Source organism: Paenibacillus allorhizoplanae, from assembly GCF_927798215.1.
Lineage (GTDB): Bacteria > Bacillota > Bacilli > Paenibacillales > NBRC-103111 > Paenibacillus_E > Paenibacillus_E allorhizoplanae.
Map to the genome: position 1 here is coordinate 218085 of NZ_CAKMMW010000009.1, position 23616 is coordinate 241700.

At 47.4% G+C, this 23616-nt stretch carries 24 protein-coding genes and 1 riboswitch; of the genes, 5 read left to right on the plus strand and 19 right to left on the minus strand.

Features of this window, described 5'->3' with window-relative positions; translation table 11 throughout:
• Positions 1-19 precede the first annotated feature (19 nt).
• The 3 genes from L6I86_RS17145 to zwf form a co-directional block, all read right to left on the minus strand.
• Entirely contained in the window at positions 20-1603 is a 1584-nt protein-coding gene (locus tag L6I86_RS17145; RefSeq protein ID WP_236289010.1) for a peptide chain release factor 3, read from the minus strand.
• 45 nt (positions 1604-1648) lie between these two features.
• A complete protein-coding gene (locus L6I86_RS17150; RefSeq protein ID WP_236289012.1) occupies positions 1649-2725 on the minus strand; it encodes a metallophosphoesterase family protein in 1077 nt (358 codons plus the stop codon).
• A gap of 170 nt (positions 2726-2895) precedes the next feature.
• Entirely contained in the window at positions 2896-4431 is a 1536-nt protein-coding gene (zwf, locus tag L6I86_RS17155) for a glucose-6-phosphate dehydrogenase (RefSeq protein WP_056618898.1), read from the minus strand.
• A gap of 190 nt (positions 4432-4621) precedes the next feature.
• Here zwf and L6I86_RS17160 point away from each other — a divergent pair, with 190 nt between their 5' ends.
• Entirely contained in the window at positions 4622-4978 is a 357-nt protein-coding gene (locus tag L6I86_RS17160) for a hypothetical protein (protein WP_236289013.1), read from the plus strand.
• 45 nt (positions 4979-5023) lie between these two features.
• Here L6I86_RS17160 and L6I86_RS17165 read toward each other — a convergent pair whose 3' ends face one another.
• Positions 5024-5470 carry a GNAT family N-acetyltransferase gene (locus L6I86_RS17165; protein ID WP_056618891.1) on the minus strand — a complete coding sequence of 149 codons (447 nt, stop codon included), beginning with the start codon at positions 5468-5470 and terminating at the stop codon, positions 5024-5026.
• Between the two features lie 130 nt (positions 5471-5600).
• On the opposite strand from L6I86_RS17165, the gene L6I86_RS17170 reads away from it, so the two are divergent.
• Entirely contained in the window at positions 5601-6296 is a 696-nt protein-coding gene (locus L6I86_RS17170; RefSeq protein WP_236289016.1) for a hypothetical protein, read from the plus strand.
• Between the two features lie 59 nt (positions 6297-6355).
• On the opposite strand, the gene lepB is transcribed toward L6I86_RS17170, so the two are convergent.
• The 5 genes from lepB to L6I86_RS17195 all read right to left on the minus strand — a co-directional run bounded on the left by lepB (position 6356) and on the right by L6I86_RS17195 (position 10144).
• Positions 6356-6904 carry a signal peptidase I gene (lepB, locus tag L6I86_RS17175; protein ID WP_171629274.1) on the minus strand — a complete coding sequence of 183 codons (549 nt, stop codon included), beginning with the start codon at positions 6902-6904 and terminating at the stop codon, positions 6356-6358.
• Positions 6905-6922: 18 nt separating this feature from the next.
• Positions 6923-7570, minus strand: coding sequence for a response regulator transcription factor (locus L6I86_RS17180; RefSeq protein WP_056618875.1), 648 nt, complete (start codon positions 7568-7570; stop codon positions 6923-6925).
• A gap of 27 nt (positions 7571-7597) precedes the next feature.
• The gene (locus tag L6I86_RS17185) at positions 7598-8665 is read right to left on the minus strand and encodes a sensor histidine kinase (RefSeq protein WP_236289018.1); all 1068 of its coding nucleotides are present in this window, start codon (positions 8663-8665) and stop codon (positions 7598-7600) included.
• A gap of 25 nt (positions 8666-8690) precedes the next feature.
• A complete protein-coding gene (liaF, locus tag L6I86_RS17190; RefSeq protein ID WP_236289020.1) occupies positions 8691-9353 on the minus strand; it encodes a cell wall-active antibiotics response protein LiaF in 663 nt (220 codons plus the stop codon).
• 131 nt (positions 9354-9484) lie between these two features.
• The gene (locus L6I86_RS17195; RefSeq protein WP_236289022.1) at positions 9485-10144 is read right to left on the minus strand and encodes a PspA/IM30 family protein; all 660 of its coding nucleotides are present in this window, start codon (positions 10142-10144) and stop codon (positions 9485-9487) included.
• Positions 10145-10299: 155 nt separating this feature from the next.
• Positions 10300-10451, plus strand: a riboswitch (cyclic di-AMP (ydaO/yuaA leader).
• Between the two features lie 4 nt (positions 10452-10455).
• Here L6I86_RS17195 and L6I86_RS35680 point away from each other — a divergent pair.
• Positions 10456-11253 carry a stalk domain-containing protein gene (locus L6I86_RS35680; RefSeq protein WP_276574868.1) on the plus strand — a complete coding sequence of 266 codons (798 nt, stop codon included), beginning with the start codon at positions 10456-10458 and terminating at the stop codon, positions 11251-11253.
• A gap of 156 nt (positions 11254-11409) precedes the next feature.
• Entirely contained in the window at positions 11410-11511 is a 102-nt protein-coding gene (locus L6I86_RS17210) for a sporulation protein YjcZ (protein WP_236289024.1), read from the plus strand.
• A 74-nt stretch (positions 11512-11585) separates the two neighbouring features.
• Here the strand turns inward: L6I86_RS17210 and eutC are convergent, their stop codons facing one another.
• From eutC to L6I86_RS17255, 9 genes are all read right to left on the minus strand, one after another.
• Complete coding sequence (gene eutC, locus L6I86_RS17215) at positions 11586-12278, minus strand: ethanolamine ammonia-lyase subunit EutC (protein ID WP_236289026.1); 693 nt, start codon at positions 12276-12278, stop codon at positions 11586-11588.
• Positions 12271-13653: an ethanolamine ammonia-lyase subunit EutB gene (locus L6I86_RS17220; protein WP_236289028.1), complete on the minus strand. Its 1383-nt coding sequence runs from the start codon at positions 13651-13653 to the stop codon at positions 12271-12273. Before L6I86_RS17220 ends, eutC begins: the two co-directional genes overlap by 8 nt.
• Positions 13650-15116, minus strand: coding sequence for an ethanolamine ammonia-lyase reactivating factor EutA (locus L6I86_RS17225; protein ID WP_236289030.1), 1467 nt, complete (start codon positions 15114-15116; stop codon positions 13650-13652). Before L6I86_RS17225 ends, L6I86_RS17220 begins: the two co-directional genes overlap by 4 nt.
• Positions 15117-15283: 167 nt before the next feature.
• Positions 15284-16552: a molybdopterin molybdotransferase MoeA gene (locus L6I86_RS17230; RefSeq protein WP_236289032.1), complete on the minus strand. Its 1269-nt coding sequence runs from the start codon at positions 16550-16552 to the stop codon at positions 15284-15286.
• Positions 16553-16582: 30 nt separating this feature from the next.
• Positions 16583-17587 carry a GTP 3',8-cyclase MoaA gene (moaA, locus tag L6I86_RS17235; RefSeq protein ID WP_056618844.1) on the minus strand — a complete coding sequence of 335 codons (1005 nt, stop codon included), beginning with the start codon at positions 17585-17587 and terminating at the stop codon, positions 16583-16585.
• A gap of 85 nt (positions 17588-17672) precedes the next feature.
• A complete protein-coding gene (gene mobA, locus L6I86_RS17240; protein WP_236289034.1) occupies positions 17673-18287 on the minus strand; it encodes a molybdenum cofactor guanylyltransferase in 615 nt (204 codons plus the stop codon).
• The gene (locus L6I86_RS17245; protein WP_236289036.1) at positions 18284-18928 is read right to left on the minus strand and encodes an MOSC domain-containing protein; all 645 of its coding nucleotides are present in this window, start codon (positions 18926-18928) and stop codon (positions 18284-18286) included. Before L6I86_RS17245 ends, mobA begins: the two co-directional genes overlap by 4 nt.
• Positions 18929-19025: 97 nt before the next feature.
• On the minus strand, positions 19026-19820 hold the full coding sequence (locus L6I86_RS35805) for a molybdopterin-dependent oxidoreductase (RefSeq protein ID WP_338113420.1): 795 nt from the start codon (positions 19818-19820) through the stop codon (positions 19026-19028).
• Positions 19821-20969: 1149 nt separating this feature from the next.
• The gene (locus tag L6I86_RS17255; protein WP_056618835.1) at positions 20970-21353 is read right to left on the minus strand and encodes a hypothetical protein; all 384 of its coding nucleotides are present in this window, start codon (positions 21351-21353) and stop codon (positions 20970-20972) included.
• A 184-nt stretch (positions 21354-21537) separates the two neighbouring features.
• On the opposite strand from L6I86_RS17255, the gene L6I86_RS17260 reads away from it, so the two are divergent.
• Complete coding sequence (locus L6I86_RS17260) at positions 21538-22359, plus strand: alpha/beta fold hydrolase (protein ID WP_236289040.1); 822 nt, start codon at positions 21538-21540, stop codon at positions 22357-22359.
• Positions 22360-22365: 6 nt separating this feature from the next.
• On the opposite strand, the gene L6I86_RS17265 is transcribed toward L6I86_RS17260, so the two are convergent.
• On the minus strand, positions 22366-23580 hold the full coding sequence (locus tag L6I86_RS17265) for an ROK family protein (RefSeq protein ID WP_236289042.1): 1215 nt from the start codon (positions 23578-23580) through the stop codon (positions 22366-22368).
• Between the last annotated feature and the right edge of the window lie 36 nt (positions 23581-23616).

The window sequence follows — 23616 nt, forward strand, 5'->3', positions numbered from 1 at the left end:
TCTTTATCATGTCTAGCTATTAAGGCGCACTTGTTAAGAACTGTGCGGTTGGATTTTTATCTATGGAAGAGCGCAGCGCATATTCACTTTCAAACAAGCCTACGAAATTCCCTTTCTTGTCTTTGACCAATTGGGAGTTAATGCGGAATTTAGCTGGATCGATTTTATCATCGATAATCCAACGCGCGAATTGATAATTCTGACGTTGCAGAAGAATATCCACACCATACTCCGATTTCATCCGATGCTCCAGTACTTCGAATTGAAGTTGACCTACGACGCCAAGAATCATATCTTCGAAACCAATTGTCGTGAAGACTTGAATCATCCCTTCTTCCGTCAACTGATCGATCCCTTTCAAGAACTGCTTTTGTTTCAAAGCATTTTTGATCGATACTTTGCTGAATAACTCTGGTGAGAAGGTTGGAAGCTCATCGAAGATGACCTCTTCTCCTTCGCTTAAGGAATCGCCGATACGGAAAATACCTGGATCGAATAGACCAATGATATCCCCCGGGAAAGCCTCTTCCACGATATCACGATCTTGGGCTAGGAACTGTTGCGGCTGTGCCAGCTTGATATCCTTGCCAAGCCTTACATGCTTCACGGACATTCCCCGTTCGAACTTTCCGGAAACGATACGCAAGAAAGCTACGCGGTCGCGGTGAGCTGGGTTCATATTCGCTTGAATTTTGAACACATAACCAGAGAATTTCTCTCTCGTTGGCTCGATCACACCAGCTGTGCTAGTGCGCGGCTCTGGCCCAGGCGCTAGTTGCAGGAAGTTCTCGAGAAACGTCTGAACACCGAAATTGTTCACCGCACTCCCGAAGAAAACAGGCGTAAGCTCACCCTTCATCACTTTCTCCATATCAAAAGGGTCACCAGCAACATCCAACAGCTCGATATCTCCGCACAATTGCTTGTGTAAGAACTCACCTGCAATTTGCTTCACTAACGGATCTTCTACACCGTCTACCTTGCGGACTTCAATATCCTTGTGGTCATCGCCTTGGTAGAGCTCTAACTGCGATTTCCCGCGATCGTAAACCCCACAGAACTGCTTCCCTGACCCAATTGGCCAGTTCATCGGATAAGAACGAATGCCGAGTACTTCTTCAAGCTCTTCCAGCAACTCGAACGGATCACGACCCTCACGGTCCAATTTATTAATGAATGTGAAAATGGGAATCCCACGCATACGACATACTTGGAAAAGCTTCTTCGTTTGGGTCTCGACCCCTTTGGCAACGTCGATTAACATTACCGCGCTATCCGCGGCTGTCAACGTACGGTAGGTATCCTCACTAAAGTCTTGGTGACCTGGTGTATCTAGAATATTGACGCGGTGACCTTCATAATCGAACTGCATAACACTTGACGTTACGGAGATACCCCGTTGTTTCTCAATTTCCATCCAGTCTGATGTAGCATGTTTACTAGCTTTACGACCTTTAACCGTTCCGGCTAAGCGAATTGCCCCCCCGAACAAAAGCAGTTTCTCTGTTAATGTTGTTTTTCCCGCATCCGGGTGAGAAATAATCGCAAACGTCCGTCGTTTAGCGACTTCCGTTTCGAGAAGTTTAGTGAGTTGGGTTTTCATGTGTTCGTTTATTCCCTTCTTCTTTTACATATGACTACTTTAGAATCAAGCGTGTGCTTTCTCCAAGGGGACCGTCCAGTTCGCTTCTTCAATGAAGGTGCGATTACTGAATTCCCTGCCGCGCACAACCACTTTATCTGCAAATACTTGCACATAAATACCCTGTGCTTTATCCTGTGCCGTTTGCTGGTACGCCCGATTCAGCGTTCTCCCTACAGAGGCATTATGGAAATAATGGAACGTTTCCTGAATATAATGCGGTGTCCCATTCTGAAAATCCTGATGACGATGACCACAGAAAACGAATACATTCTTGTAAGGCTTCAACGTTTCTCGGAACTGAATAGCCCGAATGAGCTGGTGAGTAGCCCCATCGGTGCCAACAGGCGGCAATGGTTGATGCGTCATCACGAATAGCGGCCTTCCTGGTTTATATAAATTGCCCAGTCTTCCTTTGAACCAAGCGAGTTGTTCATCAGAATACCATGCACCTTCACCCACTTCGGGCTTCTCTTGCACGTAAGCTTCTTGTGATAGCAATAGGATAGAGTGTCCGTTCGTCGTAAAATCGTTATAAATGGACGTATAGCCCATGAACTTCTTGAACTGCTCTCTACTTACGGCATCACTTTTGCCATTCGGTACGTTATCCTGATCCCAACTATTCGCTTTATTAATCCAAATCGTATAATAATCATGATTCCCCATATTCCCATGAATAGGTGGAAGCTTATAATTATTCATTATGGCACGCAATGCCTTATAGTCAACCTCGGTACCTGTATCCGTCAAATCACCGGTCAGCATAATCGCATCGACAGGACCATCGAACTGAGTGACATCATCTAACGCAAGTCTAAGCTTTTTGTTGGGAAGCGAATCGCCCGATGTAACATGAAGATCACTTAGGATAAAGAAGGACATCAACGGGCCAAGAGGCAGAGGTTCCTCCGAAGGCGCTGACGTAGCTTGTTGAGGGGGCTCTGAGGTAGCTACGGGTGCGGCTATAGCCTGTTCCTCGGGAATGAATTTTTTCTTAACCAACAGACTAAACCAAGCACTTAAACCTACTAAAACAGCCCCAATGGCAAGCAGCCATCGCACAAACGCTCTTCGTGACATCGATGCACCTCAAGTGTATAAAATGAAAAAATGGCCATATGCACTAGTATACCACAAATTGTGTCCGATACATCGTCCAGACTCGACAACATCAAGTGATTTCTTGCTCCGCTTGTACCCACACGCAAAAAACCAACAGGCGAAGTCGCCTGTTGGATAAACTCCCTATTTTACGCCAATACAGTTGTTTTCTGAACAGCTTCCCAATCGACTTCCCCTTCATTCTGGCCATTAATCGGCCACCACTTGAATCCATCGTCACTCAGGAGCTTCGCTGCTTCTGCAGGCCCCCATGAGCCAGCTGGATAGTGCTTAAGGTCATCTGTCTGTTCGCCCCATGCAGCAGCGATGCGATCCACATAAGACCATGCAAGCGCCACTTCATCCCAACGTGTAAAGTAAGTGGAATCTCCGCGAGTTGCATCATACAGCAAGCGCTCGTATGCTTCTGGCGTATTGATGCCGATTTGACAGCTTTGGCAGAAGTCCATCGCAACTGGTACGATTACACCTTCTGAACCAGGTTGTTTCGCGTTCATTTTCAAATAGATGCCTTCCATCGGATTCACTCGGAATACGAGCAGATTCGGCTCAAGCTCATGCTTTTTAGCCAAATAGACATTGTTTGGAATGTTCTTGAATTCGACAACGACCTCAGTCGTTTTGACCGGTAGTCGTTTTCCAGTACGAATATAGAATGGCACACCCGCCCAGCGGAAATTATCCACATGAACACGTGCTGCAAAATAAGTTTCTGTCGTCGATTGCGGATTCACAGAATCCTCTTCACGGTATGCAGGAAGTGCTTTGCCTTTGGCAGAACCGCTGGCATATTGACCGCGAACCACGTTCGCACGGACATCATCCCCGTCTTCGAACAAACGGAGTGAACGGAGTACCTTCACCTTCTCATCACGGATATCCTCCGGATGTAGACGGCTAGGTGGTTCCATCGCCATCATCATCAGCATTTGCAGCATGTGATTTTGACCCATATCGCGAAGAGCACCGGAGTGGTCGTAGTAGCCACCGCGCTCTTCTACACCCACAGTCTCACTGAGCGTGATCTGGATGTTCGCTATGTATTTATTATTCCAAAGAGGCTCGAAGAAAGCATTCGCGAAACGAACGAACTCGATGTTTTGGACCATTTCTTTTCCCAAGTAATGATCGATACGGTAAATATCCTTCTCTTCGAACACTTGACGAAGTTGTCCATTCAAACGCTCCGCAGACGGCAAATCGTAGCCGAATGGTTTTTCAATAACCAAGCGATGCCAACCCTCCGTTTGGAGCAAGCCGCCTTCACTTAAATTGTACGACACATTACCGAACAACTCAGGCGCAAGCGCCAAATAGAACAGACGGTTACCGCCCGTTTGATATTTCTCATCCAATTTCGCTGTCAGTGTATTCAGTTCATGGAAACCTGCAACATTGTTAATGTCGAGTGACATGTACTCGAATCTTTGGGCGAATTTCTCCCATTCTGCAGCATCCGTATTTTTGTAACGAGCGAATTCTTGAATCGAATTTTTCACGTCTTCACGGAATTGCTCATTCGTACGGGGTCTGCGAGCCAGACCAACTACAGCAAAGTTATCTCCCAGCTTGCCTTCACGATAAAGGCTATAAAAGGCTGGAAACAGTTTTCTTTTCGCTAAATCACCCGTTGCTCCGAAAATATAAAACACAGCTCCACTCATCTATGCATCATTCTTTCTCTATTAGAATTAGTTAATATGCTTAGCATACCTAAAATTGTCAAGCTATTCAACTTATATAGTCACTTTAACCCATAACATTTTCTTATAAGAAAATAGACATCCGTCTATACCGTTACATTATTCGTGGCATAGGCTAACAGTACATACGAATACGGAGGTGCCCTTAGTCATGCAACCCTTTCATCCAATCACCGAAAAAAGTTGCAAAAATCTTGTCGGAAAACCTGTTCTTGTCTTCTTAACGAATGGCTCTGAGATATATGGAATCGTCAGTCGCGTAGAGAAAAACAAGCTCATCCTAAATGACAATCAACAAGCGAACACGAAGTCCTCTTCCAAAAGTACCAAGCCCACGCTTAACAAAAAGGGGAAAAAGAAGCAAGCTCAACCTGTTGCACCGACTCAGCCATCAACAGAAGATCAGCTGTCTTCCTTCGGTCTCATCCGTTTTGGAGGGCCACCGGTTAGACCCACGGGTCCAGTAGATATTCAAATCGACTATATTGCCGCCATGTTTAGTGAGTGACGGAAATTAAGGCTGTGGATGTATACTTCATCTACAGCCCTTTCCTCAACGTTTCAACTTTTTATTCATACGGTAACAGCTAAGATCAGGTACATAAGAATCAATCTCATACCCTCTTTTACTATAAAATCGTATTGCCTTCGGATTGCTGTCATCAACAAATAGCTCCACCGTATGGCAACGTTCACTAAGACCGTAGTCTTCTGCAGCTTTCATAAGTGTATGTCCAATGCCTTTGCCCTGCTCACGCGGATCAACAGCCAGCATATCTATGAAGAGCTTACTCGATTTACGTATGACGGAAATGAAGCCGTAAGGCCGTTTGTACCCTTTGGCGATGACGAACGTTTTATTGGCGTTCAGTCGCTTACGGATCTCTGAGTATGTCACAGAATTACCTGAATCATACATTCTGGAAAAAGGAACTAATTGTTCAACAACTAATCGATATATAGCGGGGTCGTCAATGGTAGCCAACCGTTTGCGTATCACATGGCACCGCCTCCACAAGAAGCAATAATGCTATCTTATGTTGGTAAACCTGTAATTGACCCCACAAGTACCAATTTACCCCAGTCTACTGGGGTGATATACTTAACGTATACGAAATGAGGTGATCGTAATGATCAATGCTTATCCATCCGTCATGGCGGTGAACAGGTATCAAACTCATAAAGATTATTACCGTGTTGGCGCTGTAAGTGCAGTCACCGGTGGTAAATCGAATACCATACGACGAATGTTGGATTTACCTTATGAGCAACTCGCCTACAAGCAGTTCGCACAGAGGGCTGCCAAAGACGTTGCTGGCTTAGTTCAATCTACGGAAACCGTCAAGCAATCCGCTCAGACGCTCGTCAACACGACTGCGTACGCCCCGACGAAAGAGTTGCAAGCCGATATCACCCAGAACCTTCAAACGTTTATTCATACATATAATGAGTTGCAAGATCAGCTAGGGGATTCACCTGACTACGTGAGTCATGCCCTGCTTCAAAGTCTGGAAAGGGCAGCAAAGTCGGGCACATTGCACGATCTTGGCATCACCAAGAGTGATAATGGCAAGTTGATGCTACAACCTGAAGTATTAGAGAAGCAACTTAATCAACCTGGTGGCATTCATCCTAAAAGCTTGCTTGATCTCACCAACTTCGCAAGCTCGTTAGTAAGCCGTATTGATCGTCTGCAGCAGCTGCCTTCCGTCTCGTTGTTTCAACTCTCCGCATCGCCACTTAAGCCATTTGGGCAGTATCAGTCTCAGCTTGAGGCGTATTTGCCGGTTCCGATGCGTGGGATATTGCTGGATGCGAAGATGTGAGGAACAAAAAGGCTGTATCCCCAAGTAGAATCATCTACGGGGGATACAGCCTTTTCCATTTAAAATAGCTTTTTACCTAGCACATGATCAATAGGAATGTAGCCAATGACGCGACTATCCATGCTATTGTTCCGATTATCCCCCATCACGAAAATATGATCAGCTGGAACGGTCCACTTTTTGTTCCCGTTCGCTCTCATTTCCTCATTGATGTAAGACTCGTTCAGCAGTTCACCGTTGCGGTACATCTGATTATCCTTCAGCTCAAGCTGATCCCCTGGCTTACCGATCACACGTTTGATCCATACATGCTTATCATCGCCTCGAACAAATAAGCTAAGCAATGGGCTGTCCAATAAATCATTTTTAAAAGTCCGCTTCATCTCAACCCTAGAGTCGATAATGACAATATCTTCATAATTGGGTTCGTAGTGAAACGTATGCGAAAGCTTCGAAACATACACGCGTTGACTATCATGCAATGTCGGATCCATCGAATGACCGCTAACTCTCGTAGATTGAAACACAAAAACACCTAAAAAGACGACTAATACAAAGGAAATTGCAATGGAACCAAACCAGCTCCAAATCTGTTTGACTACATTCACATTTATCGCTCCCTTGCCTTATTCCGCCAGTCCGTGCTTAAAGGCATAAATCGCCGCTTGCGTGCGATCTTCTACGCCAAGCTTGGATAGAACGTTGGTGACGTGGAATTTCACCGTCTTCACACCGATGAATAAATCATCAGCCAACTCTTGATTCGATTTGCCTTTCGCAATCAAGCGAAGTACTTCCATCTCGCGGTCCGTTAGTTCCTCATGGGGCTCCGCAACCGGCTTTGGTTGACGGAAGCGATTCATGATTTTCGAAGCCACCTGCGACTCCAGAATCGATTGTCCTTTGGCCGCGGCTCTAATCGCTTGCGCGATTTCGGAGGCACGCGAGGTTTTCAATAAATAGCTAAAGGCACCCGCTTCAATAACTGGATACATTTTCTCATCATCTAAGAAGCTAGTCAATACAATGACTTTACAATCAGGATATAGTTGCAGTAATTTTCTTGTCGTTTCGATGCCATCCATACCTTCCATAACAAGGTCCATCAGCACCACATCAGGACGATATTCTTGAGCTAAACGAATGCCATCGTGGCCATTGCTCGCTTCGCCAACGACCTCAATCCCATCTTCCGTCCCTAGAACAGCTGCAAGTCCAATTCTGACCATCTCATGATCATCGACTAGTAGTACTTTGATTAAGGTGTCGTCCAATTCGCTTCTTCCTCTCTATGTACGATGTTAATTCTCGATCAATTGAGGATCGGTTGCTAAGATTGGTACTCGAATCTCAATACGTGTCCCTCGGTCTGGTGCTGTAATAATATCCACCGACCCACCGATTTCGTTCACACGTTCCTTCATAGACACGATGCCATAAGAAGTTAGCTTCTTCGCATCCAGCTCAAAACCAACACCATCATCGCGGATCACTAATCGGATACCGTCTGAACGATGTAGCAGCTTCACTTCCAGCTTATTCGCCTTAGAGTGACGCAGGGCATTCGAAAGCGCCTCTTGCACAATTCGAAATAAATGATCCTCGATCCCCTTGTTTAAGCGGATTTCCTCATCCATATCCCAGCTGATCACCATCGGAACCTTGGCCGCTAGCTCCTTTAAGAGCTCAACGAGTCCCTCCGACAGTCGTTTTCCTTCGAGATGGATCGGCCTCAGATGCAGCAACAAGGCTCTCATTTCGGATTGAGCGACGGAAGCCATCTCTTCAATCAGATGAATCTGTCGCTTCGCTTTCTCAAAATCTTTATCCAGTGTACGTCCAACAGCCGTAGCTGTCATAGATATAGCAAACAATTGCTGACTTACCGCATCATGCAGCTCGCGCGCCAAGCGCTGACGCTCTTCAATAACCGCCGAAAGCTTGGCTTTCTCGGTAAGCTCAGCATTACTATTCGACAGTCGTTGAAGGGAGGTCACTTGCTCTTCCCATCGCTTCATAATACGGCTGAGTTGTTCGCCTAAACGGCCAATCTCATCATCATCCCCGTTTTGAAAGCCTTCTCGGGCAAATGTCCCTTTTTCTAATAGAATCATCGTCTCCATCATCGGCTCCAGCCTGCGTGTCACCTTAGAACTGTTCCAGTAACCGAAAACCGCACCAATGACAGCCAGAATCAATAAGGCCAAGAACGAGAACTTGACACCCTGCTGCCAGCTGGTAAATGGCTCGATCAAATGTCTTGAATTCAGAAAATACAGCATAGCTCCGAAAACGGCGAAGCTAAAAAGGATGGCTTCCCCCATGCTGCGCCAGATCATGTTCGTTAATCGTCGTTTGTAGCCGTCCACTTGGTGAAGAACCCCCTAAAGAAAGTTACAATACTTTGACCTTGATATCTCCTACGATGAAAGAAAGAATGAGTTTCACCCGATGGTCGCAATGCCCATAATTCTGCGATTGCCAAACAACCTTGTTCATCACACCTGACTCTTTTTCTTCCGCGATTTGAAGCTGACCTAGCATGACGGAAGCTGTAACGGAAACGCCGATATCGTCTGGCACCTTTATATCAATATCTCCTACAACACCCTGTAGGATAACTGTCGTTTCTTTCTGTTCTAGAATAGCCATAGAAAGATCCATATACGTTTCCCCCACCAAGTACCACGTCGAGGTATTCCGTTGAATCCATGGCTCTCGGCCTAGGCGAACGCTATCGACAATCTTTTGCTTTTGGGTATACGTATCGTCTTTATGAACCTGCTTGGATCGAATGAAAAACAAACCTAATGAAATCAACACTACCGAAATGACAATGGTGAGATGATCACCGAATAAAATGACGGCACCTATCCCCATCAGCACATAACCCTTGCGCTCTTTGCGTGAACGAACACGATGAATGCCCAGCAAAATAAGGATTACGGCCATAACGGGAAAAAAGCCTATGGTATGTTCCAGAAGCAAAAAAACACCGGCTCCAATCAGCACAAGCGCTGTATTCCGGCTGCGGTTATTTTTCGTTTCCTCTCCCATCGATGCACCTCCTCTGGCTGCCATTTCTCTTTCGTTCATACGATTCCTAGCATACCATAAGAATGGACGACCTCCAAGATGCAAATCCTTATAGATCAAGGGTTTGCTTTCGTGGAGGTCACCGTCCAGGACTATTTGCTGTCGCGCGGATCTCTCTCACCGCGAGAACGCTGCTCCTGCTGCCACTCGTGCTGCAGCTTGCTGCGCAGCGCGCGCAGTTCATGCTGAAGGTTGCCGCCGGCTTCCTTCAGCGTCTCCTTTGACAGGCGGCCCGCCACGCGGAGCCCCTGCAACGCCTCCCGGCCGAGTTCGCGGCCGGTGACCTCCAGCTCGCGCCACGTGTCGCGAGCCTCTTTACCGTGCAGCCCGCCGCGCGGCTGCACATCCTCCGCTGCGTGCCCCGTACGCAGCCCGCGCAGTTCCTCTGCGAGCGCCAGGCACAAGTCCTGGCTGCTCGCGTACTGCGCGCGGTAGTGCTCGCTCGCGGCTTCCTCGCGCAGCTTCTCTTGCAGGGCAAGCCGCGCGAGATCCTCTTCGCCAGCACGCATCGCAAGCTCAGCCTGCTCGCCGCGCAGCTTCGCCATCTCTTCCGCTCGCGCGATGTTACTCCGTAAGGCAATCGTTGCCTGCAACGCGTCCTCGTAGCGCTCCTCAAGCTGAGCTATCTGGCTGCCTTCATAAGCGCCTGGATTCGTTTTGCCGATGGTCTCCTGCCAGACGGTTTCAGCCATTTTGCCAATACGATCAAATATATTAGTAGGATCAATTTCCCGATTCTTATTATTGTTCATGTTCACTCGCCCCTCATCCATCATCATACTCTTATGGTAGCTCAATTTCTGAGGTTCTAAAACCGACTATCGACTGTTTTCGAACCTAGACCTAAGTCTAGTATGAACGGTCACACCCATATATTGGTCGTTGTCCAAGCATGCCAGTAATGCTAAAATATTTGAAGCCGAGTCTAGCGCATAAATTAGGCACTAGTACGGGGGACGAAATACTTGGGGTGAATATTTGCTTCAGCTTGGAGCAGACTAGGGAGAACCTTCTTCCCGAACCCGTCAACTAACCTCGAAGGCTCAAGAAGGAGGATTACCAATTGAATAAGCTTACCAAAGGGTTAACTAGCCTTGCTGTTTCATTAACAGTTTTGGCAGGAGGCTTTCTTTCCCCATTTACAGCGCCCGCTCAAGCTGCTGAAATGGCCGTGAAAGTGCAAGTCAATGATGACCTGATCCATTTTCCTGATGCACAGCCATTTCTGGATGGCAACCACACGACCCAAGTCCCGCTTCGATTCGTAACGGAGAAGCTCGGATATACGGTAAACTGGCAGAAAGATGGTAATCAGATTAAGGTTACACTAAATAACGACAATCATACGATTACCTTGGTTTCAGGGCAAAAAGAAGCAAGCGTTGATGATGCAACGGTTATCTTAGACGGAGCTTCTCAGTATCAAAATGGACGTGTGTATGTGCCTCTTCGCTTCCTTTCCACAGCCGCAGGCATACCTGTACAGTGGGATGCAAGCAGTAATCTAGCTATCTTAAGTAAAGATGGCGCGCACCATGCACCTGATTATCAAGTATTTGAATCTACAGCTTATTCGGCAGATCCTTCTGAAAATGGCGGGTATGGAGCCATTGATTACATGGGCAATCCACTAGCGATCGGCACAGTAGCTGTTGATCCTTCCGTCATTCCACTTGGTACGAAGCTTTATATTGAAGGCTATTCGTTTAGCGGACTTCCCAAAGGCGGCATGTACGTCTACGCAACTGATACGGGCGGATCCATTAAAGGAAATCGAATGGACATCTTTATTCCAGGCTCAAGGAAATCATTACAAAGCTTTGGCTTCCAGAAGATTAAAGTGTATCAAATACCTAATTAAATTAGAAGAAAGCTGCCATGAGAACATACTCATGTGCAGCTTTTTTTGTAGGTGAATGTTCCACCCAATAAGGGCATATGTCCAATCAACAGGGTTCCCACCTACATATGCTGTATAGTGTTTAACCCACATTATTACAAAACCGGAGGGGATACTATGTCAGCTGTAGTTGGTGGAACGCCAGGATACGGAAATTCCGTAGGGCTAGTTCTTGTTCTTTATGTATTGTTGGTTATCATTCTTGCTACTTTCTACTAGGACTATTTCCCACCTGAGAAAATAGCCCCGCTCGCGAAAGCTTCTCTTCTTGAAGCATTCGCGAGCGGGCTTTTTCATTTGAAATCGATGCCACTCGTTTGCTGCTTCAGGATTTCTTCCAACATTCCCCCAATATACGCACCCGCTTCCATGGCAGGCGTTCCACCGCGATGAATGTTCGAAATAACCATCCGATCCGAATCCGTTCTCCCCGTTCTTGGCTTGTAACACATGTACGCACTTAACGACTCAGCTGTCACAAGACCAGGTCGCTCACCGATAAGCAGCACAAGACATTCCGGATTCAGTAGATCCCCGATGGCATCCATACAGCCAACCCTTCCTCTATTGACATAAATCGTCGTTCCCGCCGATAAGCCTCGCAGTCGTAAGGAATCCAGCAGGGCAGGATACAAGTCACGCATATTCGCTTCGATACTATTTGCGCTTAATCCATCGGATACCACGATTTGCACCTGCGGTGCTTGTTGACATTTCGCAAGCAGCTCCTGCATGCTATCCGGTTTCAATACTCTCCCGAGCTGTGGACGTTTCAAATACATATCCTTGGTTTCTGCACGAGAATCGGCGATGAGCCACCCCATTTCTGCTAAGAGAGATGAACTCACCTCACTTTGCACGGCATCCACGCTGCTAGCATGATCCCATCGAAAAGTAAGTAACTCGCTTGTTAAGGGACGTGTGCCTGATCTAGAAACGCCAATGCGTGCCGGAGTTAGTGCTTTCATCCGAGCCAATTCATCCACGCTTCCCACCTCCTTGCACGAATAGCCTAGGATCACCAGCTAAAGGACTTAGCGTACCGTTCAACCATAGGCCCATGTCCTGCAGCCAATCTCGAAATTCAGGTGCTGGCGTGCGTCCAAACAACTCACGTAAAGTTGCAATATCGTGGTAGCTGAGCGATTGATAATTGAGCATGCAGTCATCCGCCATAGGTACGCCAATAAGGAAGTTCACTCGAGCAGAAGCCAGCATGACCGCTAAGGAATCCATATCATTTTGATCGGCATTCATATGATTGGTATAGCACACATCAACCCCCATCGGGAGACCATGCATTTTGCCCATAAAATGATCCTCAATGCCTGCACGTATAACTTGCTTACTATTGTACAAGTACTCCGGACCGATAAAGCCTACCACCGTGTTAACCAAAAATGGCTTGTAAATTCTAGCTAAACCGTAGCATCTCGCTTCCAACGTCACTTGATCTATACCATGATGCGCTTCCGAAGATAGCTCCGAACCCTGCCCTGTTTCAAAATACCACCTATTCGGCCCCGCTGCACTGCCCATGCTATGAATCAAAGCATCCGCTTCATCCAGAAGCGACTTGTGAATGCCAAAAGCGCGATTGCCTTTCTCCGTACCCGCTAAGCTCTGGAAAATAAGATCAGCCCTTGCCCCCTGCTTGATCGCTTCCATCTGTGTCGTCACATGAGCTAAGACACAGTTCTGCGTTGGGATGCGCCACGTCTCCATGACTTCCTTCGCAGCTTCTAGCAGCGCTTTGGTCGTCTGCGGATGGTCCGTTACGGGATTTATCCCAATAACCGCATCCCCAATCCCATAGCTCAGTGCCTCGTATAGCGAAGCTTTCATGCCTTCCAAGGAATCGGTCGGATGATTGGGCTGTGCTCGACTGCTCAATGTACCTCTATGTCCGATCTCCGTGTTACACCTTGACCGCACTTCAATACGCGACGCAGCTTGAATGAGATCCAGATTCGTCATGATTTTGGCAACAGCTGCAATTATCTCGCTCGTTAGTCCCTTCGAAATTCGAAGCAGTTCATCTCCCGTTGTTTCCGTCCGCAAGATATATTCGCGCAGCTCTGCAACTGACCATTGGCTAATAGAAGCATAGACAGTTTCATCTATACTTTCCTCAATCAACCGTGATACCTCATCTTCTTCAGCAGGCAGTAGCGGATGATTTCGAATATCAGAGAGTAGAAGATCTGCTAGGACGGTCTTTGCAGCAATCCTTTCCTTGAGATGAGAGGCACTAACACCTGCCAAGTCATCACCAGAGCGCTCCTCATTTGCCTTACCGAACACTTCTTTCAAGCTCCCAAATTTGTAGACATGGCCTTTCATGGACGTTTTCAATTTCATAGACGCACCTCAGAAGTCTCATTTGGAAAAAGCAGTGTTTTTACGATTACTGGAATCGTTCGATTCCCAATTAGTTCGCCAAGATCAATATAATCTCCGAAATCCAACGAAATGCCATCGATGCAGACAATGCGAGGGCTCCCTTGGCATCCGAGTGAGAGTAACTGGCCTAGTGCTTTCGCCATATCTTGATCGCAAAGCATGACTATCGTATGTTGATGTGTAAAATAGGAAGTCAACTGAGGAATTAATTGGCTCGCAAGCACTTGCAAGTGTTTATAGGTATAGGACTGCTCCTGTTCGGTAATAAGTGCAATCCCAAATGGCGTCTGATTCGATGTTCCGTAGAGTTGACTTGCTTGTTGTAACAGATCCTTTAAAGCAGTAGCTAGCCTAACTGGTTCCTGTTGTAAGTGGAGCGTAACAATCGGTACATTACGTATGGGTAGCGTATCTGCGTCGACATGAATGGTCGATCCGCTGAGCTCCACACTCTGTAAACCCGCTCCTATGACCGTGGCCCGCTGCATGTGTCCTGCCTTCACCAACGGTAAGCCAAGCTCCGTCCACGTCTCCCGAATGACTTGTGCGAGTAAGGGACCGATATCGTCATAGGTTGTGACCTCCGCTAGCTCCAGAATTGCTGGACGTGACAGCAGCTCTGCAATACCACCAGAAAGCATCCATTCATCTGCATGCGGGAGCTGGTTGGGACGCTGGCCTAGAAGCAGAAGTTCGTTCCCTGCCTTATCAGGACTGCCAGCTACAAACTGCCCTACAGCTCGTGCCATGCGACGTGTCAGCTCTCTAAGCTCATGGATGTTAACGATCTGACCTGGCACCATTAACATGCCCTGCTCATCCAGCCAACGCTTAATGGCTGAGGAAACATAAGTCACCGTTCCATCAGCTTGCAATCGAATGACACTTCCCCCCATATGAAAAGTTACCGTCGCAATCGGTATTCCGTTCCGAAACCAAGCCACATTGGCTGTACCGCCCCCAATATCCATGTTTGCTACTGTATGATGCCGCGTAAGTGAACGCACAGCGGCCCCTGAACCTTTACCGGCCATAATCGCTTCCAAGTCACTCCCCGCTGTTGCCACAACGAAAGCACCTGCTTGTTCTGCTAGTCTATGTAAAAGAGCTTCTGCGTTCGTTTTCGTCGCGGTTTCGCCCGTCATGATGACGGCTCCGCTGCCAATATCTGCAAGAGCTACACCTGCAGTAGCAAGCTCGGCTTCAAGAAATTCCGTGAGCTGAGCTGCATCTAACGTGATAGGATCAAGCAGCGGTGTACGACAAATCGGACTCGCATACAAAAGCTTTCTCTCCGTGATTTCATCTCGTGAAATAGTGTATAATGAACCGCGTTCCGCCAACGTAAGCCGACTTACAACAAGCTTCGTTGTACAGGTTCCGATGTCGAGTCCAACACTCATGAGATGCGTTTCCTTCATGCTCAATCCCCCCTCTCTTCCACCGCAGCCAACTTTAAATTCATACAAAAAAAAGACGCCATAGCTTCCCTCCTGACAGACGGTTACTTGTTAGCGTCAAACTTGTGAAGATATAAGTTATTGATGTTCCTCATGTTTCACATACAAAAGGGATAAGTTCAATTACATTATCGCGTTGTATACACCTTCACGCTATCACCACGCTGATAGCCCTGTCCCCCGGCTGGCAGCCAAATCAAGCAATCCGCATCTTTGATCGATACCATGATGCTCGATTTATCAATGCCAGCGGGTCTTACCCATAAACACCCTGCTTCCACTCGTGTTGTCCCTCGTATATAACGCGGATAAGCGGAGGGTTTATCGTAGGGAACATCCAAGAAGGCTGTTAACCCTTCCGACTCGGGACGCTGACTCCCTAACATTGACCTAATAATCGGCTTAGCGAATAGCTCAAAGCCTACGAACGAAGCACCAGGATTACCTGACAGCGCCATGAGCAGCTTGCCTTTCCATAACGCAGCACTCGTTGGAGTACCTGGCCGCATCGCTACCTTATTAAACAATAGCTTCCCATCGAACCGACCGAATACATCGACGAGCACATCGTAATCACCAACAGAGACGCCGCCTGAAGTCAGAATAAGATCGACATCAGGCAGTATGGCTTCAAGTGCTGCTTCTACCTGCCCAGGATCATCCGAGAGTGCCGGCATAATGAGGGCTGCTCCACCGTTTGCTTCTACTTGAGCCGCTAACATGTAACTGTTACTGTTTCGTATTTTTCCTGGTTGCAGCTCCTGTTCGACTTGTAAGAGCTCTGAGCCAGTTGAGAAAATAGCCACTCTTGGCCTTCGGTACACCTCAACCATCGAGAAACCGAAGGTCGCTAATATCGCGGCTTCTCCTGGACCAATCCGAGTCCCCTCCGGGATCACTAACTCCCCAAGAGTAACTTCACCAGCGATCGGCGTAATATTACTTGCTGCTTGCACATTTTTCTTAATCTTCACCTTGGCACCCAATAATGACAGCAACTCATCCTGCAAGGAATCCGTCATTTCCAGCATCACAACCGTGTCCGCACCATCTGGAATAGGGGCCCCCGTCATGATACGAGCAGCCTTCCCTGCTCGAACCGTACACTTAGGTATAGTACCGCTTGGAATTCGCTCAATCACATCTAACACAATCGGATTGTCCGGAGTCGCTGCAGCGATATCCTGGGAACGCACCGCATACCCATCCACACCTGATCTGCGAAAATGTGGCACCGCATGATCCGCATAAATATCTTTTGCTAACATTCTGCCGAAAGATGTCGGAAGCGAAACAGTCTCCGTCTCTGTGGGTTTAACGTATTCGTAAAGTGCGGCTCGTGCCTCATCGACCGAGATCACTTTACGGCCAAACCTAAGCTTCATTTCGCTGCTCACTTGCTTCCCATGCCTCCCTGTGCCCGATAGCTAACCGCCGATTTGTGACATTCGACGAATAGTTGGTGTATGCGACTGCTCTTCATTCATCAAAGCCTGTGCCATCTCGTGATTTTGTGGCTTGATGTCCAGCGCTCGGAAGAACAAATCTTCCACCGCAGCATCATCCCCAATATATTTTCGCACATTAAATTCGTCCGACCAGTATAAGCATGGCTTAATATTGCCATCTGCTGTCAGCCGCAACCTGTTGCAGGTTTCACAGAAGTGATCGCTAATTGGATGTATGAGCCCGAATGAGCCTAACGCACCTTCAATGCGAAAGTTCTGTGCTGGGCCGTTGCCATAAACCGCGTTCGAAGCTGTTGCTTCCCAACCCATCTCCTTGCAGCGATCAAGAACCGTTGTAAGGGATAAATAACGCTTCTTCCAATCCTCATCTTGATGACCGATAGGCATATATTCAATAAAACGAACCTGAATCGGTCGATCAATCGTCATTTGTAAGAAATCAGCAATCTCGTCATCATTAATGCCTTTCATCAGCACTACATTTAGCTTAATCGGCGTAATCCCTACACGGTATGCTTCTTCAATGGAAGCTAGTACGCGACGAATATCACCACCACGGGTGATTAATGAGAACCGATCTGCCCTCAAGGAATCCAAACTAATATTTACACGAGTTAGCCCTGCTGCACGAAGCTTCTCAGCCCGTGACGCAAAGTAAATCCCATTCGTAGTCAATGCTATATCTTCAATACCGGGAATCTGTGATAACCTGCCGATCAACTGCTCTAGGTTTTTACGAACCAACGGCTCTCCCCCGGTTAAACGCAATTTGCGAACACCAAGTCCAGCTAATACACGAACAATCTCGGTTATTTCATCAAAAGTTAACAGCTTCTCATCCGGTTCAAATTCCATTCCGTCTTCCGGCATACAATATACACAACGCAAATTACAACGATCTGTCACTGAGATGCGCAGGTAATCATGCATCCGTCCAAAACGATCCAACAGTAGCTTTGGCATCGGAGTTCACCTTCTCTCTCTGTCCATTATGGCATATTTTCTAACAAAATCCTAGATTATTAAGCATTTCATCTAGAAAAATGAATTATAATGGTAGATTTTCTAACATAGACTCATATTCTTCTGGGGTATTAATATTGGTAACGAAATTCGTTCGAAGACCACGTTGAACCAAATACTGCTCATCCACAGACTGCCAATCCAAATGCTCTAGCAGCCCCATCAATCGGTAGTTTTGTTGCCCAAGCAGCAGTTCGGTTTCAGGCCCAACTTCTCTTGCATAGATCCCATGCAGGGGATGCAGACGGCCCTCAATCTCGGGTATAACCGCATCCACATTAGACGCGCGGCACAGTTCTGCCATTACCTTAGCTGCATCTGCAGAAATAAAAGGCATGTCGCACCCAACAACCCATACGTGCGATGCGCTTGCGACATTCATGGCAGCGTGTATGCCGCTTAACGGACCCTTTTGGATATAATGGTCACTCACACATTGTACGTCAATATCTTTAACCCCAACCAGCAACGGCTGAAGAGTTTCAATGTCATTGGTCACTACGATAATTTGCTCGCATCCCCTGGACATTTCTTTCAGTTGCCTTAAGAGAATAGCTTCGCCTTGCACAGGTAGAAGCGCTTTGTGTTTCCCACCCATGCGGCGATTCAAGCCCCCTGCAAGTATAACCCCCGTCATCATGCCTCGAGATCCGACAATCGTTTCCTAAACGACTGCTTCCAGCTAGCCGAAAGGCTATCTACAGAAAGCACTCTTTTGATCGCATCGATATTGAACTTATCGTGATACTTAATCTGATTGGCGAACGCAACCGTCACACCCGCTTCATCTCTAGCGATGAGTTTCATCTTGGAATCCGGTGCAATGTAGCCCTCTTTCAGTACGCGAAAGTAATAACCTGTATATCCTGTTTCCTGAACGTACAGCGTTGCTTCTGGCCAATCCATACGTTTTGCTAGCTTATGACAAGGCTGCCTAGGCTGTGATACCTGCACGATAACCTCGTCGATAGCAAATTGATCACCAATACAAACCTCATTCTCCTGCAAGCCGCGAATCGTCAGATTTTCACCAAAGGTAGCAGCGTCTAATGTATAGCCCCGCAAGTTTTCCCAGTACGCATAGTGTTCTTCTGGATACACGCAAATGGCTTTATCAACACCGCCATGAACCGTTAGATCAGCCTGCCCATCCCCTTCAATTTGCACCTTGGATACAAACAAAGAGGAGCTGATCGGTGTCTTATAAATCCCCGTGGTCAGCTCTTTACAGTGATATGTTATATTCTGGGGTAACCCCACATTGATAGATGTAATTTGCATGGCAAATGCCCCTCATTCCGAACAGGATTCTTTTGCCCTTACTATACCAAAATTTCAGCGAAAAGTCAGTGCCCGCTTCAACAGCTCTGAACCTCTGTTAGGCATTTGATTTGCCTACCCAAGCATCGTTATCATAGCCACGTACTTCCCAATACCCCATGTGCTCTTTCTCGATTAACTCGATGCCTTGCAGCCATTTCACTGATTTATAGGCGTACATCTGAGGCACAATCAGTCGCACTGGCCCACCTAGTTGCTGTGGAATCGGTTTACCGTCCATCAATACGGCGACCATGATATCATCTCCGTTTGCCTGACTCAAGGACAGTGCATCCGTATATACTTTATCGCCCGAATAAAATTTCACATATTTTGCCGATGCTTGAACACCTGCCGCCGCTAACAGCTGCTTCAGTGGAATGCCTTCCCATGTACATTGGTACACGGACCATCCTGTCACACAGTGAAAGTCACTCACTTGAACCGTGCGTTTCATCTGCAGGAACTGTTCCCAGTTCCACGCATTGGGCTTATCCACGAGACCTGAAATTGCGAATTTCCAGGTGTCCGAGGAGAACGTTGGAATTTCCGTAACCGTGTAGATGCGGAAATTCCCTTTGGCCCCTCCGCCTACAACAGCGGCGGAGTCCGGCAATGGCGCTGGCGGCGGCAACATGCGGTTGCCGTCGTTGGCCACATACTCGGCGGTCGACGACCCGCCGGTATCGAAGGCGCCTTTTATCCAGCGATAAAAGGCGGGGCCGACCGCGATCACGAGCAGCACCCCTGCGACGAGTCGCAGGAAGGAGGCGCGTGTGATCGGCAATTCCTTCAGCGCGTCGATGACCGCTTGCGCTGCTGTGCGCCCTGCGGTGGCGTGTTCGGACGCCACCGGGGCTATGTCTGCCGCTGCGACGCTCGCGGCGGCAGGCGGCCTGCTGGCAGCGGCTTGTTCGAGCCGCTGTTGGCGCTTGAGCCATCGGCTGCGCGAGATGGCGTGGTACACGGCATACGGCACTCCGACCCAGGTGAGCAGGTCATGCACGAGGAGTGCCGCGTTGTTCAAGCCTGGTGGCATGTGCCGGAATTGCCACAGGATCACGCCTGATGCGGCCCAGCCGATCAGTAGCGCGAGCACGAACACCAAATTCGCGCGTTGGTTGCGGCGCGCGCGAATCTGGCGCCAATGCTTGCGGATCATTGGCGCGTACAGAACCATGAGCAACACAGAGGCTAGCCCCAAATAAATGTGGAGCTGCTTCAGCGTCACACGAAATGCACCAAGGTCCCCGCGGATCGCACCAATACTGAGCACTATCCCTGTCACCGTCAGAAGCAGCACAATCCAAGCATTCCAGCTATGCAGAGCATTTAAACGCTTACCAAACGATTGCTTCAGCCAGCCTCTTTTTGACTCCACCTTCGGCCACATCCTTCACGAAATACGTACATGATTGTTTTATCTCTATCATAACGTATTAACCTTAAAATTAGCTTACAAATGGATAAATTTATCTGTTCATTGTTTACTATCCATCATTCATCTTTCCTCTTTCATCATTCATCTTTCCTCTTTCATCATTCATCTTTCCTCTTTCATCATTCATCATTCATCATTCATCTTTCATCTTTCATCTTTCATCATCCATCATCCATCATCCATCATTCATCATTCATCATTCATCATTCATCATTAATCATTCATACTTCATCCTTCATCCTTCATCATCCATCATTCACTCTAACGGACACCACAGACGCTATCCCTACCCAAATGAAACCTTCTAAAATCTAACGGACATGAGTGTCGTTATTGGATCATATCAGCCCACATAATTACCGATTCCTGACAAATAACGACTTCTGTGTCCGTTAAGCGAGCATACGCCTTCATTTTGCCCTAATAGCGTCTCCTGCGACCGTTATCCCTCAATCCACCAACAACCACCAACATCCCCCACCGGCAACGCATCCGTCCAAAAAGAAAAAGGTCAAATCACGTCGCAACGGATTTCACCTTTATCATTTTAAATTCTTGCATTTAGCCGCCAATACGAATCTTACGGTATGTATCGATAAACGATAGGACATCGACCCGTTTCCCCCTCTTTTTAGCTACACGAGCCATTTTCACAAGGGTTGTCCAGAACTCATCTAGCACAGGCGATTCAAATCCATCTTCATTCGATTCTTGCGTTAACTTATGTTTGTTTTTGTAAGAAGTGCCTTCATCCGAAATGAGGTATTGAATTTGACTTTTTTTCCATTGTTCACCCGATACATAGCTAACACCCATTTCACGCATTTTTTTGCGGACAGATGTAACAGGACGTGATAATTCTCTAGCAATAATAACTGGCGGACACTCCGAGGAAAGTCGAATTAGTTTGTCCAGCTCTTGAGTGGACCATGGTTTTTTAGTCATATCAATAAACCCCATTTCGTAAATATAAATGTTTCATTTTGCCTGTTCTTGGTTAAGTACTAAAGGTATAATCAGAGAATAGCAATGAAATGTTAAGTAAGTATGAGTTAACCATAATGAAAGTATGAAGACATAACTTTTTCGCTATTTTTTTAAAAAATAGGTCCTTGGAGGGTGAAAAACAATGAAAAAACACGTAAATGGTACCGAATTATTCGTTCAAGATCAAGGTCAAGGAACTCCTGTTATCCTCCTTCATGGCTTTCCCTTGGATCATCGGATGTGGCAATCACAAATGGAGACATTGTCCGCGAACTACCGCGTACTTGCACCTGATTTCCGTGGGATGGGTCAATCCGATTTGCCAGTTACGCCAATGTCTCTCACGCAGTATGCGCAAGATATTCTTGCACTTATGGATGAATTACGTATAGAAAAAGCCACCCTCGGAGGCTTCTCCATGGGTGGCTATGTCGCTTTTGCTCTACTTCGTCTAGCACCTGAACGCTTCTCAGCGTTGATTCTAGCCAATACACGCCCCGAGCCAGATGGCCAAGAAGGACGGAAAAATCGCCTGAACATGGCTGTCTCTCTGTATGACAAGGGAGCCGCGGCCGCTCGAGATGCCATGCTGCCTAAACTTGTGACAGAAGCCACACATCTAGAGCAGCCGCAGCTGATCGATTCCCTCAAGGTGATCATGGACAGCATGCCAGCCGAAGGTCTTGTCCACGCCAGCATCGCGATGGCTTTCCGCGCGGACTCGGTTGATCTCCTGCCTACCATCTCTGTGCCAACCCTCGTCATCGCAGGCGAACAGGATGCAATTGCGCCGCCAGATGTTATGAAGTCGATGGCTGATCAAATTCCAGGAGCTAACTTTCACGTCATTCCTTCTGCTTCCCACTTAACACCAATGGAGAAACCCGAAGCCTTCAATGAACTAGTTCTTGCCTTTCTGAAGGAAGCTTCGCTTAAATCAATGGACTACCGCTCGCCTTCTTAAAAGAAGCTAAGCTTTAACCAGTTGATTCATAACCATCACGGCAGCTCCAATGGCTAATGCTTCATCACCAAGCTGTCCTTTGCTGAAAACAACCTGATAGGCGGGGTAATAATAAGTCTTGCGAATCGCAACCTGCGTTGCTGTCTGGAAGAACAATTCCCCGCCTGTTATCAACGGCCCCCCGATGATCACTTTCTCCGGGTGCAAAATATTTAATAAATTCGCCAGGCCGATCCCGAAATAGGTCGCAGCCTCCGTCACGATCTCCACGGCTAGGGGATCATTTTTTTTGAGTGCCTCCATAATATGCTGGTAAGTAACCTGCTCTGGATCCTCAACCATATGTACTAACACGGTAGCTTTCCCTTTTTTCAAGGCAGATTTAGCAGCTTTCTCTATCGCATATAGCGAAGCGTAAGATTCCAAAGCGCCATAATTACCAGCTTGGTTGCGATGGGCAACACCATCGGTTTGAATAATCATTTGCCCCACAGAGCCTTCCATATCGACCGCCCCATAGATAACCTTGCCTTCTGACACCATCGAGGAACGTAAGCCTACGCCAGCGTGAATATAAAGGAGATGCTTGAAGCTCCGGGTCCGTTGATGCCAGGATTCCGCCAGAATCGCTGTGTTCGCGCCATTGTCCAGCAGTGCAGGAACTTGGAGCTCTCCACTTAACCACCTGCATATGTCCACATGTCTCCAGCCACTTGCCGGGAAATAAGAGGGCTCCAGAATAACTCCGGCTACTCGGTCTACCGGTCCCACTGCTCCAATTCCTATACCCAACACCTGCGAAGTTTCGATGCCATGGTGAGCTAGCATGCGCTTCGCTTCCTTGACTATAAGGGGAAGCAATACTCCTGGAGTCATAACTTCTGTCATCGCCCAGCTCTTCGTTTCCAGCTTGTTCATCCCTAGATCTACAAGTACCAGCTTGGACAAGGTTCTCGAAATTTCCAAACCAAATATATAAGCATAGGCCGGATTCTTCTCATATAAAATCGGCCTACGCCCGCCCGTAGATGCACCAAAGCCTGATTCCAAGATGAGTCCCTGACTCGTTAACTCCTCTAGAAGTCGCGTTAACGTCGAGACCGTCATACCGCTTTGGTCTAATAAATCTATTTTCGAAACCGTCGTTTGCCGTGTAATCAGCTCGTAAACTTCCTTGGCTTTTCGGTTCGAAATTCGTTCTGTAATAACGTCTACATTCAAAAGAAGCAGCCTCCAATGATAATCTTTCTCATATGC